We start from the raw sequence: 15969 nt of genomic DNA on the forward strand, positions 1-15969 counted from the left end.
ATGGAAAAGGAGATGTTCATCATGAAAATCACACCGAATATTGGCATTTTGAATGCCTTGCTCCGGATTACGTGCGGGCTTACTTCGCTTGCATGGGCCACAGCCAAATTATCGAAAAAACCGTGGCGCAGCAGCTATTTATGTGTGGCGCTCATGGGTGCCATGAAAGTGGGAGAAGGAATTGTCCGCTACTGCCCTGTGACGGATCTCATTCAAAACAGGCAAATGAATGGCGGCCAGGAAGAAGTGTAGACCAGAAGGCAACATGCATGTGGGAAACATTACAACCTGTGCAAAAAGCTACCGGGCAAAAGGCCGGAGATTTTCCGGCCTTTTGCCTCAGGGACTAATCCTGGTTTCTTTTGCCGATATCCTTCCGGTAGAAAAAACCATCCAAACGGAGCCTTTCCAATTCGTGATACAGTGCTTTTCCCGCTTCTTCCAGCGTACGGGCTTTCCTTCCGACAAAAAGTACCCTGCCGCCGTTTGATACAAGCCTTTCCCCCTCCACGCATGTGCCGGCATGGAAAACAAAAGACTGCAATTTTGAAAGCGGCGGAATTGGAATCCCTTTTTCGTACGCACCCGGATAGCCGTTTGCCGCAATCACAACTCCCAATACAGCTTCCTTGCGCCACTTGATGCAAGGGCTTTTTCCGTCCAACAGATCCAGAAAAATTTCCGCAAGGTCCGATTCAAGCCTTTCGAGCACAACCTCCGTTTCCGGGTCGCCGAAACGGGCGTTGAATTCAATCACTTTCACACCGTTTTCCGTCAGCATCAAGCCGGCATACAAGACCCCGGTAAACGGGCAGCCTTCCTCTTTCAACGCTCTGGCTGCCGGGCGCAAAATATGTTCTACTGCCTTTTTCACTTCTTCATCCGGGATTTGCGGAACCGGGGAGTAGGCACCCATTCCGCCTGTATTCGGTCCGCTGTCGCCATCATATGCACGCTTATGGTCGCGCGCAATCACCATGGGATACACTTCCTCTCCCCGGACAAACGCCATCAGGGAAAATTCTTCCCCTTCCAAAAATTCTTCTACAACCACCTGGTTTGAGGCTTCCCCGAACTTCTTCCCGATCAGAGCGGCACGGAGCGCTTCCTTTGCTTCTCCCGGTGTCATCGCAACAGTCACGCCTTTTCCGGCTGCGAGGCCGTCTGCTTTAATGACGATCGGGGCGCCTTTTTCCACGATATATTTTTCCGCCTCCGCATAGTCGGAAAAAACGCGGTAATCCGCAGTCGGAATGCCGTATTTTTGCATCAGTTCTTTTGCGAATGCTTTGCTGCTTTCAATCCGCGCCGCCTGCTTTGACGGCCCGAATATTTTCAGGCCGGCATTCTGAAATTCGTCGACAATCCCTGCGCTTAAAGGGGCTTCCGGGCCGACAACCGTCAGTTCAATGCCTTTGTCTTTTGCAAAAGCGAGCAGAGAAGCCGTGTCCGTTTCGCGGATCGGAACGGTTTCAGCGATTTGGGCGATGCCACCGTTTCCCGGTGCGCAATAAATTTTGCCAACGCGGGGGCTTTCCGATAATTTTTTGCAGATGGCATGCTCGCGGCCACCGCTCCCAATTACAAGTACTTTCATTTTAACGTGGCCTCCTCTCTTTGTCCATCATTTTGTAAGGTCTTCTGACTAATTTTATGATCGTATACAATAGAACCCGGGGACTGCCGGGCAGGACAGTCGCCTCCGCTTTTCTGTTTGTCCGGCTCTGCTTCCCGGGCTTGCATACTTCTGCACCTTTTCCCTGCGGTAAGCAGCATCGGTCCTCCAACGAATAAGAAGCCCGTGTGCCGCGCTTTTCTGTTAGTGCTTAAAGTGGCGGATGCCGGTGAAGACCATCGTGATGCCGTATTCATCGGCTTTTTTGATGGAGTCTTCGTCGCGGATGGACCCACCCGGCTGGATGATGGCAGTAATGCCGGCTTTGGCAGCTGCTTCGACGGTGTCGTCCATCGGGAAGAATGCATCGGATGCCATCGCGGCTCCTTTTGCTTTTTCACCGGCCTGGGCCAACGCAATTTCCGCCGAGCCGACGCGGTTCATCTGCCCGGCGCCGATCCCGAGCGTTTTTTCAGCATCCGTCACCACAATCGCATTCGATTTCACATGTTTTACCACTTTCCAGGCCAGTTTCAAAGCCTGCCATTCCTGTTCTGTCGGCTTACGTTTTGTGACAGTTTTCACTTGGGCCTCATCCAAAGTATAGGTGTCCTGATCCTGGATCAGCAGCCCGCCTTCTACGGAAGTAATGATTTTTTCCGGCTTGTGCGCATCCGAAAAAGGCACAGTCAAAAGGCGGATATTTTTCTTGCTCGCCAAAATGTCAAACGCTTCATCCGCAAACGACGGGGCAATCACAATTTCGAGGAAAATTTCATGCAGCAGCCTGGCCGTTTCCGGGTCAACAGGCCGGTTGAATGCGACGATGCCGCCGAAAATCGACTTTGGGTCTGCCTCGTACGCTTTTTTATACGCTTCAAGCGCCGAGTTCCCGACCCCGATGCCGCATGGGTTCATATGCTTTACGGCAACCGCTGCCGGTTCCTTGAAATCCTTTGCGATCTGCAGGGCGGCATCTGCATCGCGGATATTATTGTACGATAATGCTTTGCCGTGCAGCTGCCTTGCGTGTGCAATCGAAAATGGCGAACCAAGCGGGTTGATATAAAAGCTTGCTTTTTGGTGCGGGTTTTCCCCGTAACGGAGCGTTTGCTTGAGCTCATATGTAAACGTGGCCTTTTCCGGGGCCTCTTCGCCAACAAGCGTTGTCATATAATCGGCAATCATGGCGTCATACGCGGCTGTATGGCGGAAAACTTTTGCAGCCAGCGCTTTTTTCGTATCTTTCGTCACATCGCCGTGCGTTTTAATTTCGTCAATCACTTTGCCGTAGTCCCCCGCGTCCGTAACAACGGTGACATATTCAAAATTTTTCGCGGCCGCACGCAGCATGGACGGCCCGCCGATATCAATATTTTCGATGGCCTCTTCTTCCGTGGCATCCGCCTTTGCAATCGTCTGCCGGAATGGATAAAGGTTGACACAGACGAGGTCAATCGGTTTGATCCCTTGCGCTGCAATTTGCTGTTCATGCTCCGGGATCCGTTTTGCCAAAAGCCCGCCGTGGATGTTGGGATGGAGCGTTTTTACCCTGCCTTCCAAAATTTCCGGAAAACCTGTTACCTCTTCCACCCCCGTAACAGGCACGCCGGCTTCTTCCAGCGCTTTTTTCGTGCCGCCGGTTGAGAGAATTTCAAAGCCGAGCCCGCTTAAACTTTGTGCAAATGCCGTTACCCCTGTCTTGTCCGATACACTGATTAAAGCTCTTTTCATTCCGGTAAAACCTCCATGTTGGTTTGATTTTCCACCAGCTTCTTGAGCACATCCGGATACAGCACATGCTCTGTCTGATGCATTCTTGCCGCTAATGTTTCGTATGTGTCCCCGTCAAGCACAGGGACAGCCGCCTGCGCAATAATCGGCCCGGTATCCATGCCTTCATCGACATAATGAATGGTCACGCCCGTTATTTTCACGCCTGCCGCAAGCGCCTGCCCGATCGCGTCTTTGCCCGGAAAAGCCGGCAGCAGCGACGGATGGATATTAATAATCTTCCGCGGATACGCATCCAGTAGCACCTGCCCGATCAGCCGCATATAGCCGGCCAAGGCAATCCATTCAATTTGTTTTTTCTGTAATTGCGCCAAAATTTCCTGCTCATACGCCCGCTTATCCGGGTACGTTTTCGGATTGAATACAAACGCCGGGATGTTTTCTTGTGCTGCCCGGCGGATGGCATACGCATCTTCACGGTCGCATACTAGCAGTTCAATCGCGGCATCCAGTTCCCCTTTTTTAGCTGCATCACAAATCGCCTGGAAATTTGTGCCGCTGCCCGATGCGAAAACAGCTATTTTATGCATCGCCTCTGCTCCCTGCTGCAAAACGGACACCCGCCGTATTTGTAACATGGCCGATGATAAAAGCTTGTTCCCCGGACTGGTTGAAAAAGGAAACAGCAGCCTGTGCATCTTCCGCATTCACCGCGAGGACAAACCCGATTCCCATGTTAAAAACGTGAAACATCTCATCGAGGCTGACGTTTCCGTAAGATTCCACAGCGGAAAAAACGGGCGGGACCGGCCATGAACCAAGGCTGATCTCAACACCGAGCCCGGCTCTGAGCATGCGCGGCATATTTTCATAAAACCCGCCGCCTGTTACATGTGCCATTCCTTTGACCTCAAATTTTTTTAACGCGGAAAGCACCGGTTTGACGTAAATTTTTGTCGGGGTTAACAGCACTTCCCCAAGCGGCCGGCCCAGTTCCGGCAAAATCGTATCAACGGTCATCGCATGGTCTTTTAGAAAAATTTTCCGGATCAGCGAATAGCCGTTACTGTGGATGCCACTTGACGCAAGGCCGATTAAAACATCTCCGGGCGCGGTGTTTTTCCCCGTGACAAGCGCCTCTTTTTCACATGCGCCAACCGCAAATCCCGCTAGATCGTATTCGCCTTCTTCATACATATCCGGCATTTCTGCCGTTTCTCCGCCGACAAGCGCGCACCCTGCCTGCACGCATCCTTCCGCCACGCCTTTTACAATTTGCTCAATCGTTTCCGGGTTCTGGTTGCCGCAACCAATATAATCGAGGAAAAAAAGCGGTTCCGCCCCCTGGACAATAATATCATTGACGCACATGGCGACACAGTCGATGCCGATTGTATCATGCTTGTTTGTTAAAAAGGCAAGTTTCAGTTTTGTGCCGACGCCGTCCGTTCCGGAAACAAGCACGGGCTTGCGGTAATGGAGCGCAGATAAGTCAAACATGCCGCCAAATCCGCCGAGTGCACCGATTGCCCCCGCCCGGTTTGTCCGCGCCACATGCTTTCCCATCCGTTTGACCGCTTCATAGCCTGCTTCGATGTCGACGCCTGCATCCCGGTATGTGTTTGCCATAGGAATCCTCCGTTAATTGCTATTTTTGAATCAGTTCTTTTTCATGCGGCAGCACCGTATCCGGATAAATTTCCGTCGGATACTTGCCGGTAAAACAGGCAAGGCACTGGCCGCATGTTTCATTGATCGCCGGCCTGCCGATTGCCTCGAGCATATTGTCAACCGTCAAAAAAGTGAGGGTGTCTGCGCCGATGATCTGGCGGATTTCCTCCACGCTGTGGCGGGCTGCGATCAGTTCTTCATGCGTCGATGTGTCAATGCCGTAAAAACACGGATGTTTCATCGGCGGCGAGCTGATGCATACATGCACTTCCGTTGCCCCGGCATCGCGGAGCATGGTGACGATCCGTTTGCTTGTCGTTCCGCGCACGATCGAATCATCAACCATGACCACCCGCTTTCCTTCGACGATGGCGCGCACCGGCGACAGTTTCATTTTCACACCCTGTTCGCGCAGCGACTGCGACGGCTGGATGAACGTGCGCCCGACATAACGGTTTTTGATCAGGCCCATTTCATAAGGGATGCCGGATTGTTCCGCATAACCGATCGCCGCCGAAATGCTTGAATCCGGCACGCCGGTTACGACATCCGCGTCAATGCCCGCCTGGATTGCAAGCCTTCTCCCCATATTCTTGCGGGCGGCATGGACGTTGATGCCGTGGATATTGCTGTCCGGCCGGGAAAAATAAACATATTCCATTGTGCAAATGGCCGGATTCGCAGCATACGCATACGGCTCCGACTCAATGCCGCGGCTGCTGACCGATACGAGTTCACCAGGGCGGATGTCGCGGATAAACTCAGCCCCGACAATGTCAAGCGCGCATGTTTCCGAAGCAATGCAATAAGCGTCGCCGATTTGTCCGAGTGAAAGCGGGCGCAAACCGTTCGGATCAAGGGCGACAAGCAGCTCGTCTTCGGTCATGACGGCAAATGCATACGCCCCCTTTAACATCGTGAGCGCGCTTTTCATCTGTTCCTTCATGGTGCGGTAGCCGCTTCTTTTCATTAAATGGGCGAGCACCTCTGTATCGGATGTCGTCTGGAAAATGCTGCCCTGCATTTCAAGCTGGTGCTTCAATGTATGCGCGTTGACGAGATTGCCATTATGTGCAAGCGCGAGGCTGCCGTTTTGCGAATGAAACAGAAGCGGCTGGACGTTTTCAATCCCGCCGCCGCCCGCTGTTGCGTAGCGGACATGCCCGAGGGCCGCATCTCCGTCAAGCCCGGCAAAAGACTGGGCTGAAAATACTTCCGTCACAAGCCCTTCCCCTTTTTTGCCAATGAGGCGCCCGTTTTGTTTGACAACAATACCCGCACCTTCCTGCCCCCTGTGCTGCAGGCTGTGGAGCCCGTAATAGGCAAGCTGTGCCGCTTCTTTATGGCCCCATACCGCGAAAATCCCGCATTCCTCATTTAATCCCTTTATTTCAGCAAGCATTTTAAGGCTCCTTTCCAGGCCGTTTCGCATTCCTCTGTATCCGCCTGAATCCACGTCTCCCCGTTTTCCCCTTTGACAGCCATTTGCTTATCATCCGTGACGTTGCCAATCCAAACAGCCTCATCCACCAATTTTTGAAACGCCTGCTGGTGCTCTTTCTTCACTGACACAATAAATCGTGACTGGGTTTCGCTGAATAACGCCGTAACCGGGTTGCCTTTTAAAACCACATTGGCCCCCAAATTTTCCGTCCCAAACAGGCATTCAGCGAGTGCCGGTGCAAAACCGCCTTCCGAGACGTCATGGGCGCTTTGCACAAGGCCGGACTGGATCGCAGCAAGCAGTTGGTGCTGGCGCCGGGCTTCAGTTTCCAAATCGAGTGCCGGCGGTTTTCCGGAAATTTGGCCGTCCGTAAGCTTTTGCAGTTCGCTGCCGCCGAATTCCGGTTTTGCTTCCCCGATCAGATAGATGAGGTCACCAGCCTGTTTAAATGTCTGCGTGGTCACATATTTGATGTCTTCGAGAAGTCCGACCATGCCAACAACCGGTGTCGGATATACAGCCTGTACGGACACTTCCCCGTTTTCTGTTTTTTGCAATGTTTCATTATACAGTGAGACATTGCCGCCAATGACCGGGGTTTCAAGCTTGCGGCATGCTTCGCTCATGCCATCTGCCGCTTTTTCGAGCTGCCAGAAAATTTCCGGCTTTTCCGGTGCGCCAAAGTTCAGGCAGTCTGTCACGCCAAGCGGCTGGGCTCCGGAACAGATAATGTTGCGTGCCGCTTCCGCCACTGCGATTTTCCCGCCTGTTTCCGGATCCAAATAGACGTAGCGGGCGTTGCAGTCCGTTGTCATCGCGAGCGCTTTTCTTGTCCCGCGGATCCGGATGACGGCTGCATCCGAGCCCGGCATGACCACCGTGTTCGTCCGCACCTGAGAGTCGTACTGTTCATACACCCATTCTTTGCTGGCAATGGTTGGCTGTTTGAGCAATTGGAAAAAGGTTTCCTGAAGATTTTCCACCGCCGGGATTTGTGGTTTCATCGCTTGGCAGGCTGCAAAATAAGCCGGCATTTTGGACGGTTTATGGTAGACGGGCGCATCTTCTGCAAGCGCATCGGCCGGCACATCCGCGACAAGTTCGCCGTTGTGGTACAATTTGAGCATTTTATCGCCGGTTACCGTTCCGATAGCAACCGCATCAAGCCCGTATTTTTGAAAAAGGCGGATGATTTCCGGTTCCCGGCCTTTTTTTACGACAATCAGCATCCGTTCCTGCGATTCGGAGAGCATCATTTCATATGGCGTCATCCCAGTTTCGCGCTGCGGAATGCGGTCAAGATTCATTACAAGCCCGACGCCCGCCTTGCTGGCCATTTCGGAAGAGGAGCTGATGAGCCCGGCCGCCCCCATATCCTGGATGCCGACGAGCGCATCATGGCGGACAAGTTCGAGGCAGGCTTCAAGGAGCAGTTTTTCCATAAACGGATCGCCAACTTGGACTGCCGGGCGCTTTTCCTCCGAATCTTCGCTGAGCTGCCCGGAGGCAAAGGTGGCGCCGTGGATGCCGTCCCTTCCTGTTTTTGCGCCGACATACATGACCGTGTTCCCGATGCCGCGCGCCTGCCCTTTTTGAATGTCTTTATGTTCGATCAGGCCGACGCACATCGCGTTAACGAGCGGATTGCCGTCATAACACGGATCAAATGCCACTTCCCCGCCGACTGTCGGAATCCCGATGCAATTGCCGTAGCCCGCAATTCCGGCAACGACTTCTTTGAAAAGACGTTTCACCCGCGGGGAATCGAGTTCGCCGAAACGGAGCGAATTGAGAAGCGCAACCGGCCTTGCCCCCATCGAAAACACATCGCGGATAATCCCGCCGACGCCCGTTGCCGCGCCCTGGTACGGTTCAATCGCGGACGGGTGGTTATGGCTTTCAATTTTAAAAACAACCGCCAGCCCGTCGCCGATATCAATGATGCCGGCGCCTTCCCCGGGCCCCTGGAGAACGCGTTCGCCTTTTACCGGAAACTTTTTTAAGACCGGCTTAGAGTTTTTGTAACTGCAATGTTCCGACCACATGACGGCAAACAGCCCTGTTTCGGTATAGTTCGGCGTCCGGCCGAGAATCGTTTCGACCCGTGCGAATTCTTCGTCTGTCAGCCCGATTTCACGGTAAATCTTTTGGCTTTTGATTTCGGCCGGTCCTGGTTCAAGCAATAACGGCATGGGATTCCCTCCAGTTTTTTACAATGGATTTAAACAGCTTCAAACCGTCCGTGCTTCCGAGTAATGCTTCAACGGCCCGTTCCGGATGGGGCATCATCCCGAGCACATTGCCTTGTTCGTTCATAATTCCCGCAATATTGGCAATACTCCCGTTAGGATTTTCCCCGTACGTGAACACAATTTGCCTGTTTTCTTTCAGCTTTTCGAGCGTTTCCGCATCGCAAGTATAGTTCCCCTCCCCGTGGGCAACCGGAATCCGGATCGTTTCCCCCTGCTCATACAGGGAAGTAAACATCGTTGCGGCATTTTCGACTACAAGCGGCACCGTTTTGCAGACGAATTTCAAGCCTGCGTTCCGGAGCATGGCCCCCGGCAAAAGGCCGGCTTCAAGCAAAATTTGAAATCCGTTGCAGACGCCAAGCACCGGTTTGCCCTCTTCAGCAGCTCTTGCAACAGCCTGCATGACCGGCGAAAAGCGTGCGATCGCGCCTGTCCGCAAATAGTCGCCGTACGAAAACCCGCCCGGCAGGAGGATCCCGTCAAAACCATCTAAGCTATCCGCATCATGGCGGACGTATGCCGCTTCTTCACCAAGTGCATCTTGAATCGCATGAAACATATCGGTGTCACAGTTCGATCCCGGAAAAACAAGACATGCAAACTTCACGGCGCAACACACTCCTCAATTTCATAGCGGTAGTCTTCGATGACAGGATTTGAGAGCACCCGCCCGCACACTTCCCGGATGACGGCATCCAGGTCCCGGTCCGCCTTTTCTACAAGCAGCTCTAAATATTTTCCGGCCCGCACATCCTGCACTTCACTGTAGCCGAGCTGGACAAGCGACTGGTTGATGGCAGCCCCCTGCGGATCAAGGATGCCCTCGCGCAAGGTGACATAGACTTTCACTTTATACATGCGAAATATCTCCTCTCAAGCGATTTAAGATTTCCTGGTAAACTTCCGTTAAACTGCCCAAATCCCGGCGGAACACATCTTTATCCAGCTTTTCATTCGTTGCCCGGTCCCAGAGCCTGCACGTATCCGGGGAAATTTCATCGGCCAAAAGGATCGCCCCGTCACGTCCGCGTCCGAACTCGAGTTTGAAATCCACAAGGCGGACGCCGATTTCCGCAAACAGCGCCGTTAGGCTCTCATTGACAACGAGCGCCTGTTTTCTTAAAAACTGCAAATCTTCCGAACTTGCAATCCCTAAAAGCCGTACATGGTCTTCTGTAATGAGCGGGTCGCCGAGTTCGTCCTTTTTATAATAAAATTCGACAACCGGCTGCCCGGCCGGCGTTCCTTCTTCAAGCCCGAGGCGCTTTGCAAGGCTGCCCGCCACGACATTGCGGACGACTACTTCAAGCGGGATGATCTCCACCCGGCGCACAAGCTGTTCGCGTTCCGATATTTTACGGATAAAATGGCTCTTGACCCCTTTGTCCGCAAGCCGCTTAAAGATCAGGCTTGAAATCTCATTGTTCAGCTTCCCTTTTCCTTCAATCTCCGCTTTTTTCACGCCATTAAACGCGGTGGCCGAGTCTTTGTACTCGACGCGCAATACATCCGGATCCTCTGTTTCATACAACCGTTTTGCTTTCCCCTCGTATACAAGCATGCGCCTGCCTCCTTAGCCTGCTGCGCAAATTTCGCAGCCGCTTTTTATTTTCCGGGACAGCCGGGCTGAATTCACCCGGCCGCCCCGGTTCAGTTCAGCCCGAGACGGTCAAAAATCGTATCGACATGTTTCAAATGATAATGGTAGTCAAAGCATTCCTCGAGTTCTGCTTCCGTGAGCCTGCTTTGGATGGCCGGGTCTTTTTTCAACAGTTCCTTAAACGGCACTTGTTTTTCCCACGACTCCATTGCTTTCGGCTGCACCGTATCGTATGCAGCTTCACGGGACATGCCTTTATCAATCAGGGCAAGCAAAACCCGCTGTGAATAAATGAGACCGAGCGTTTTGTCCATGTTCCGTTTCATATTTTCCGGGAAGACGGTCAGGTTTTTCACAATATTGCCGAACCGGTTCAGCATATAATTAATAGCAATCGTTGCATCCGGCAAAATAATCCGTTCCGCGGAAGAATGCGAGATGTCGCGCTCATGCCAAAGGGAGACATTTTCATACGCCGTTACCATATAGCCGCGCAGCACCCGCGCCATCCCGGTCATATTTTCCGAACCGATCGGATTGCGTTTATGCGGCATCGCGGACGATCCTTTTTGCCCTTTGCTGAAAAACTCTTCCACTTCACGGGTTTCGCTTTTTTGCAGCCCCCTGATTTCCGTAGCAAATTTTTCAATCGATGTCGCGATCAAAGACAAGGTCGCGATGTAATAAGCGTGGCGGTCGCGCTGCAGCGTTTGCGTGGAGATGGGCGCCGGCTTTAAGCCGAGTTTCCCGCAGACATACTGCTCAACGAACGGGTCGATGTTGGCATAGGTCCCGACAGCACCGCTTAATTTCCCGTAACGGATGCCGTCCGCCGCTTGCCTGAAGCGTTCGAGATTCCGTTTCATTTCTTCGTGCCAGAGCGCCATTTTCAGGCCAAAAGTGGTCGGTTCGGCATGGACGCCGTGGGTACGGCCCATCATGACGGTGTATTTATGTTCAATTGCTTTTTGCTTTAAAATTTCAATAAAACGTTCAAGGTCTTTTTCTATGATTTCATTTGCCTGTTTGATCAAATAAGAAAGCGCCGTATCGACCACATCCGTGGACGTCAGCCCGTAATGCACCCATTTTCTTTCTTCGCCGAGCGACTCCGAAACGGCCCTTGTAAAAGCGACAACATCGTGGCGCGTTTCCTGCTCAATTTCTAAAATTCTTTCAACATCAAATCTGGCATTTTCACGGATTTTTTGCACATCTGCTTTCGGGATTTCCCCAAGCTCCGCCCATGCTTCACAGGCAAGGATTTCCACTTCAAGCCATGCTTTGTATTTATTTTCGTCTGTCCAGATGGCGCCCATTTCAGGCCTTGTATAGCGTTCAATCATTCACTGCTGCCTCCGATCGTTTCTGTACATCCTGCCATACACCGGACTGTTCAAGGGAAAGCAAAGTCTCTTCGATTTCCTCTGTCAGCACTGTAATATGGCCCATCTTTCGCTGGAATTTCGCTTCTTTTTTGCCGTAAAGATGGACCGACCATTCCGGCTGGTAAGGAATTTGCGTAAGCGCCCTTTCGACGTGCTGGCCGAGCAGATTATTCATAACAGCCGGCTTCAAGAGTTCCACTTTGCGGAGCGGCCAGTTGCAGATCGCGCGGATATGCTGGCCAAATTGCGAAATCGAACAGGCTTCAATCGAGTAATGCCCGGAATTATGCGGGCGCGGCGCCAGTTCATTGACATAAAGCGTGCCGTCCGCTTCTAAAAACATTTCGACTGCAAGCGTGCCGGTTAAATGAAGCTGCTCTGCCACCTTTAGGGCGAGTTGCTCCGCCTCTTTTTTCACCGTATTTCCCACCCGTGCCGGCGCGATTGTTTGATGCAAAATATGGTTGTGATGAATATTTTCAACTACCGGAAAAAGGCTCGTTTCCCCTGTTTCATTCCGGGTGATGATGACAGAAAGTTCTTTTGTAAATGGAATCATTTTTTCAAGGACACATGCGCCGTGGGAAAGAAGCGGATCCGTTTCCTTAAAATCCCCTTCATGCCGGAGCGTGATCTGCCCTTTTCCATCATAACCGCCGCGCGCCGTTTTTAAAATACATGGATAGCCAATTTCCCCAACAGCTTCTTTCAAATCCGCCGCGTTTTCAACGATGCGGTACGGCGCAACCCGGACGCCTGCTTTTGCAACTGCTTCTTTTTCAAAAATACGGTTCTGCGTGATCCGGATCAGTTCCGCTCCTTGTGGCACATGGGCAAATCCGGTGGCCTTTTTCAATGTTTCATAATCGATATTTTCAAATTCATAGGTGAGCACATCGCATCGTTCCCCGAGCTCCCGCAATGCCGCTTCATCATTATATGGCGCCGTGATCTGCCCGTCCGCCACCTGCGCACACGGGCAATCCGGCACAGGATCAAGGACAATGATCTTAAAACCCGCCTCTTTTGCGGCAAGGGCCATCATTCTCCCGAGCTGGCCGCCGCCGATGATGCCGATTGTGCTCCCCGGTTTAATCATTTTCCTGTTCAAGTTGATCACTGCTTTCATATACGGTTTTCGAAAGTCTTTCCCGTCTTTGTTCAAGCCTTTTGGCAATATGTTCGTTTGTTGTGGATAAAATTTGGGCGGCAAGCAGTCCGGCATTTGTTGCGCCCGCTTTTCCGATCGCGACCGTTGCAACCGGGACACCGCCCGGCATCTGCACGATTGAAAGCAAAGAGTCAAGGCCGTTCAGCGCTTTTGACCGGACCGGCACGCCGATGACTGGCAACGTCGTTTTTGCTGCGACCATCCCTGGCAAATGAGCCGCGCCGCCTGCTCCCGCAATGATGACTTTTACGCCCCTGCTTCTTGCCTGTTCTGCATATTGAAACATCAGATCCGGCGTCCGGTGTGCAGAGACGACTTTTTTCTCGTAAGGCACGTTCAATTCATCCAGCACGCCGCATGCATGTTTCATCGTTTCCCAGTCCGAAATGCTGCCCATAATGACGCCAACTTCAACTGCCACCTGCATCCCTCCCCTGTTTATGTACAAAAAAACCCGGACGGATCTGCCCGCTCTATTTTAGAGAGAAAGCAGTCCATCCGGGTGCAGCACAAATAAGCATGGAAAACCTTGTGATTCCCAACTTCCGCTTTCCCTCATAGTCCGGTTATTTACGGTAACCGGGTAGAGACGTATGGGCCGTATTCCCATTATATATGAGGGTCATATTCACTTTGTATTTTTATCTTAACAGGGAGGCTTGTTGCTGTCAACGAATAATTGATGTTTTACAGGCCGGTAATGTTCGGGTCTGAACTTGATTTCCTTCCTTCAAATACAATTTTTCTAGTGGCCGGCTCATATTCTTTCCTGCCGCTTTTCTTGACTTCCCGGAACACCGGCTTTTCGATTCTTCTGACCGGCCGGAAGCCCTCTTTTTCCATTCTTGCCAGACAGTCCGCAATGGTCTCATTTTCAAGCACTTCAAACTGTTTTTTCATTTGCTCAATTTCCCTTTCTTCACCGCTTTTACCCAAAAACCGCCGTAAATGGTTTTCGGCTCGTAAGCAATAATAAAGGCCTTTGGATCAATCGTCTGAATCGCGTGGTATAATTTCAGCTCATACTTCCTCGGCGTCAAAACCTGGAGGGCAATCCGGTCCCCTTCAAGCCCGTGCGCATCCCATGTGGTGACGCCGTAGCCACTTTCCCGCAGTTTTTTTGCCAAATCCAAATTTGCCCCTGTTGTAATGACATTGACCGTAATATAGCCGAGCGCCAGTTTTTCTTCAATTTTCATTCCCACTATGACGCCGATTCCGTAACCGGCCGCATACGCAATAATGTTTTGGATCTTATTCAGATTATCAAGAACAAGCCCGAGACCGATGATATAAATGATGATTTCAACCATGCTGACAAAAGCGGCAATATACCGGTATCCTTTTAACGTTAGAATCATCCTCGTTGTCGAGAAGGATACATAGATAATATTGACAACAAAAATAATCAGCACCATGACAATACTATTGTGGAGCAATGATGTTACCCCTCCTCATCACACATTCATTTTGCTTCTTTTCCATCATATCACGTCCGGAGCAAAGTAAACGTATCCATAAGCATGATTTTTTATAATAAAACTTTTTTGTGATACGATAGGGGGTAATCGAAGAAATGGGGTGTTCATATGAAAATTGAAGTGTGGTCTGACTTTGTCTGCCCATTTTGCTATATTGGAAAACGGCGTTTGGAAATGGCGCTGGCACAATTTCCGCACCGGAGCCAGGTGGAAGTTGAATTTAAAGCGTTTGAACTTGACCCTGCTGCCGGAAAAAGCATCGGCAAAAATATCCACGAAGCGATTGCTGAAAAATACGGCATCAGCATGGAAGAAGCAAAAAAGGCAAACCGCGGGATCGGTGAACAGGCGGCAAGCGTGGGGCTTCGTTATGATTTTGACAACATGAAGCCGACAAACACGCTAGATGCACACCGCCTTGAAAAATTTTCCGTGGCTGAAGGCAAAGGGGCGGAACTCGCCGAAAAACTGTTCCACGCCTATTTTACAGAAGGAGCGTATATCGGTGACCACGAAACACTTGCCGCAATCGCCGAATCTGCAGGCCTCAGCCGGGAAAAAGCTTTGGAAGTGCTTCGTGACCCGAATGCCTATTTAAATGACGTACGCGTGGATGAAGCCATCGCACAGCAATACGGCATCACCGGCGTCCCGTTTTTTATTCTCAACCAAAAATACGCCATCTCCGGCGCCCAGCCGCTCGAAACCTTTACAAGCGCCCTTCAGAAAGTATGGCAGGAAGAAGCCGCAGCGCCGGTGCTGCAAGACCTGTCCACCGAAGAAGACGTTGCCTGTGCAGATGGAAGCTGCATTGTACCCGGGAAGGAAGAAAAGTAACCATGTTAGGAAGGCAGGGATATTCCCTGCCTTTTCAAAATATGCATTGGCACTCTTTCTGTGCCCGCTTTTAAGGGGTAGAAGAATTTGTTCACGAATTTAAGTTATCGTTTCCATTGCTACATTCCTGGGCAGGCTGATCCTGGCCCTCTATTTTAATTCAGAGCCTCGCTCAAGGGTATATTTTTATTTTGGCAGGGGCTCTAAAGAAAACGTTATCTATATTACATGATCATTATCTCACGAAGAAAAAATTATTCAATAAGATGCAATTGTTTAAAAAATAAATTTGCAAACAAAAAAGAATTTCATTTTGTGGAAAATATTTCATTGAGGTATACCGCCTTCCATATCCTTCCTCCAGCAGTGATTTTGAGTAAAACGGGCTGCATTCCGGTGAAAGCAGTAAACAGTGTTTTTTATACAAGTACGAAAAAACCGCAGACGATTTGTCTGCGGTTCTCTTTTGGCCCGGCAACGTCCTACTCTCGCAGGGGGAGACCCCCAACTACCATCGGCGCTGGAAAGCTTAACTTCCGAGTTCGGGATGTATTCGGGTGTGACCTTTCCGCCATCATCACCGGACCTGTATTTTATTTTGGGATGTGTTCCCTGAAAACCGGATGGGAGAAAAAACTGTAAACGGAGAATAGCTTTGGTTTCTAACTTTGAGAATTGTCCAGCTTCGGTGCCTAGCCCCTCGAGGTCGAATCACCTGCCCGCCACGGAGCCAAAAGACGGCTCCATGCCGGTCAGAACATTCGCTTGTCGGGGCT

The 15969-nt window shown here is 51.2% G+C and carries 16 protein-coding genes, 1 rRNA gene and 1 riboswitch; of the genes, 2 read left to right on the plus strand and 15 right to left on the minus strand.

Annotated elements, in window-relative coordinates:
• Positions 1-21 precede the first annotated feature (21 nt).
• A complete protein-coding gene (locus IC21_RS06420) occupies positions 22-252 on the plus strand; it encodes a YgaP family membrane protein (protein WP_013860593.1) in 231 nt (76 codons plus the stop codon).
• A 94-nt stretch (positions 253-346) separates the two neighbouring features.
• Here IC21_RS06420 and purD read toward each other — a convergent pair whose 3' ends face one another.
• The 14 genes from purD to IC21_RS06495 all read right to left on the minus strand — a co-directional run bounded on the left by purD (position 347) and on the right by IC21_RS06495 (position 14314).
• Positions 347-1597 carry a phosphoribosylamine--glycine ligase gene (gene purD / locus IC21_RS06425; RefSeq protein WP_029142040.1) on the minus strand — a complete coding sequence of 417 codons (1251 nt, stop codon included), beginning with the start codon at positions 1595-1597 and terminating at the stop codon, positions 347-349.
• 222 nt (positions 1598-1819) lie between these two features.
• Entirely contained in the window at positions 1820-3349 is a 1530-nt protein-coding gene (gene purH, locus IC21_RS06435; protein ID WP_013860595.1) for a bifunctional phosphoribosylaminoimidazolecarboxamide formyltransferase/IMP cyclohydrolase, read from the minus strand.
• Positions 3346-3939, minus strand: coding sequence for a phosphoribosylglycinamide formyltransferase (gene purN / locus IC21_RS06440; protein ID WP_029142042.1), 594 nt, complete (start codon positions 3937-3939; stop codon positions 3346-3348). The genes purH and purN overlap by 4 nt, the downstream gene beginning before the upstream one ends.
• A complete protein-coding gene (gene purM / locus IC21_RS06445) occupies positions 3932-4978 on the minus strand; it encodes a phosphoribosylformylglycinamidine cyclo-ligase (protein WP_029142043.1) in 1047 nt (348 codons plus the stop codon). Before purM ends, purN begins: the two co-directional genes overlap by 8 nt.
• Before the next feature lie 19 nt (positions 4979-4997).
• Entirely contained in the window at positions 4998-6422 is a 1425-nt protein-coding gene (purF, locus tag IC21_RS06450) for an amidophosphoribosyltransferase (protein WP_013860598.1), read from the minus strand.
• Positions 6407-8656, minus strand: coding sequence for a phosphoribosylformylglycinamidine synthase subunit PurL (gene purL / locus IC21_RS06455; RefSeq protein ID WP_013860599.1), 2250 nt, complete (start codon positions 8654-8656; stop codon positions 6407-6409). Before purL ends, purF begins: the two co-directional genes overlap by 16 nt.
• Positions 8640-9323 carry a phosphoribosylformylglycinamidine synthase subunit PurQ gene (gene purQ / locus IC21_RS06460; protein WP_017552973.1) on the minus strand — a complete coding sequence of 228 codons (684 nt, stop codon included), beginning with the start codon at positions 9321-9323 and terminating at the stop codon, positions 8640-8642. The genes purL and purQ overlap by 17 nt, the downstream gene beginning before the upstream one ends.
• A complete protein-coding gene (purS, locus tag IC21_RS06465; RefSeq protein ID WP_017552972.1) occupies positions 9320-9574 on the minus strand; it encodes a phosphoribosylformylglycinamidine synthase subunit PurS in 255 nt (84 codons plus the stop codon). Before purS ends, purQ begins: the two co-directional genes overlap by 4 nt.
• Entirely contained in the window at positions 9567-10277 is a 711-nt protein-coding gene (gene purC / locus IC21_RS06470) for a phosphoribosylaminoimidazolesuccinocarboxamide synthase (RefSeq protein WP_029142044.1), read from the minus strand. The genes purS and purC overlap by 8 nt, the downstream gene beginning before the upstream one ends.
• Before the next feature lie 89 nt (positions 10278-10366).
• Positions 10367-11662 (minus strand): adenylosuccinate lyase, encoded by a 1296-nt coding sequence (gene purB, locus IC21_RS06475; RefSeq protein WP_017552970.1) that lies wholly within the window; start codon positions 11660-11662, stop codon positions 10367-10369.
• Complete coding sequence (gene purK / locus IC21_RS06480) at positions 11655-12815, minus strand: 5-(carboxyamino)imidazole ribonucleotide synthase (protein WP_029142045.1); 1161 nt, start codon at positions 12813-12815, stop codon at positions 11655-11657. The genes purB and purK overlap by 8 nt, the downstream gene beginning before the upstream one ends.
• On the minus strand, positions 12796-13272 hold the full coding sequence (gene purE / locus IC21_RS06485; RefSeq protein WP_371836364.1) for a 5-(carboxyamino)imidazole ribonucleotide mutase: 477 nt from the start codon (positions 13270-13272) through the stop codon (positions 12796-12798). The genes purK and purE overlap by 20 nt, the downstream gene beginning before the upstream one ends.
• 141 nt (positions 13273-13413) lie before the next feature.
• Positions 13414-13514, minus strand: a riboswitch (purine riboswitch).
• A 48-nt stretch (positions 13515-13562) separates the two neighbouring features.
• Complete coding sequence (locus IC21_RS06490) at positions 13563-13775, minus strand: NETI motif-containing protein (RefSeq protein WP_029713789.1); 213 nt, start codon at positions 13773-13775, stop codon at positions 13563-13565.
• Positions 13772-14314 carry a DUF2179 domain-containing protein gene (locus tag IC21_RS06495; protein ID WP_029142047.1) on the minus strand — a complete coding sequence of 181 codons (543 nt, stop codon included), beginning with the start codon at positions 14312-14314 and terminating at the stop codon, positions 13772-13774. Before IC21_RS06495 ends, IC21_RS06490 begins: the two co-directional genes overlap by 4 nt.
• Positions 14315-14464: 150 nt before the next feature.
• On the opposite strand from IC21_RS06495, the gene IC21_RS06500 reads away from it, so the two are divergent.
• Positions 14465-15193 (plus strand): DsbA family oxidoreductase, encoded by a 729-nt coding sequence (locus IC21_RS06500; RefSeq protein ID WP_029142048.1) that lies wholly within the window; start codon positions 14465-14467, stop codon positions 15191-15193.
• A 469-nt stretch (positions 15194-15662) separates the two neighbouring features.
• On the opposite strand, the gene rrf is transcribed toward IC21_RS06500, so the two are convergent.
• Positions 15663-15778 (minus strand): 5S ribosomal RNA (gene rrf / locus IC21_RS06510).
• Positions 15779-15969 lie beyond the last annotated feature (191 nt).

Source organism: Heyndrickxia coagulans DSM 1 = ATCC 7050, from assembly GCF_000290615.1.
GTDB lineage: Bacteria > Bacillota > Bacilli > Bacillales > Bacillaceae_C > Weizmannia > Weizmannia coagulans.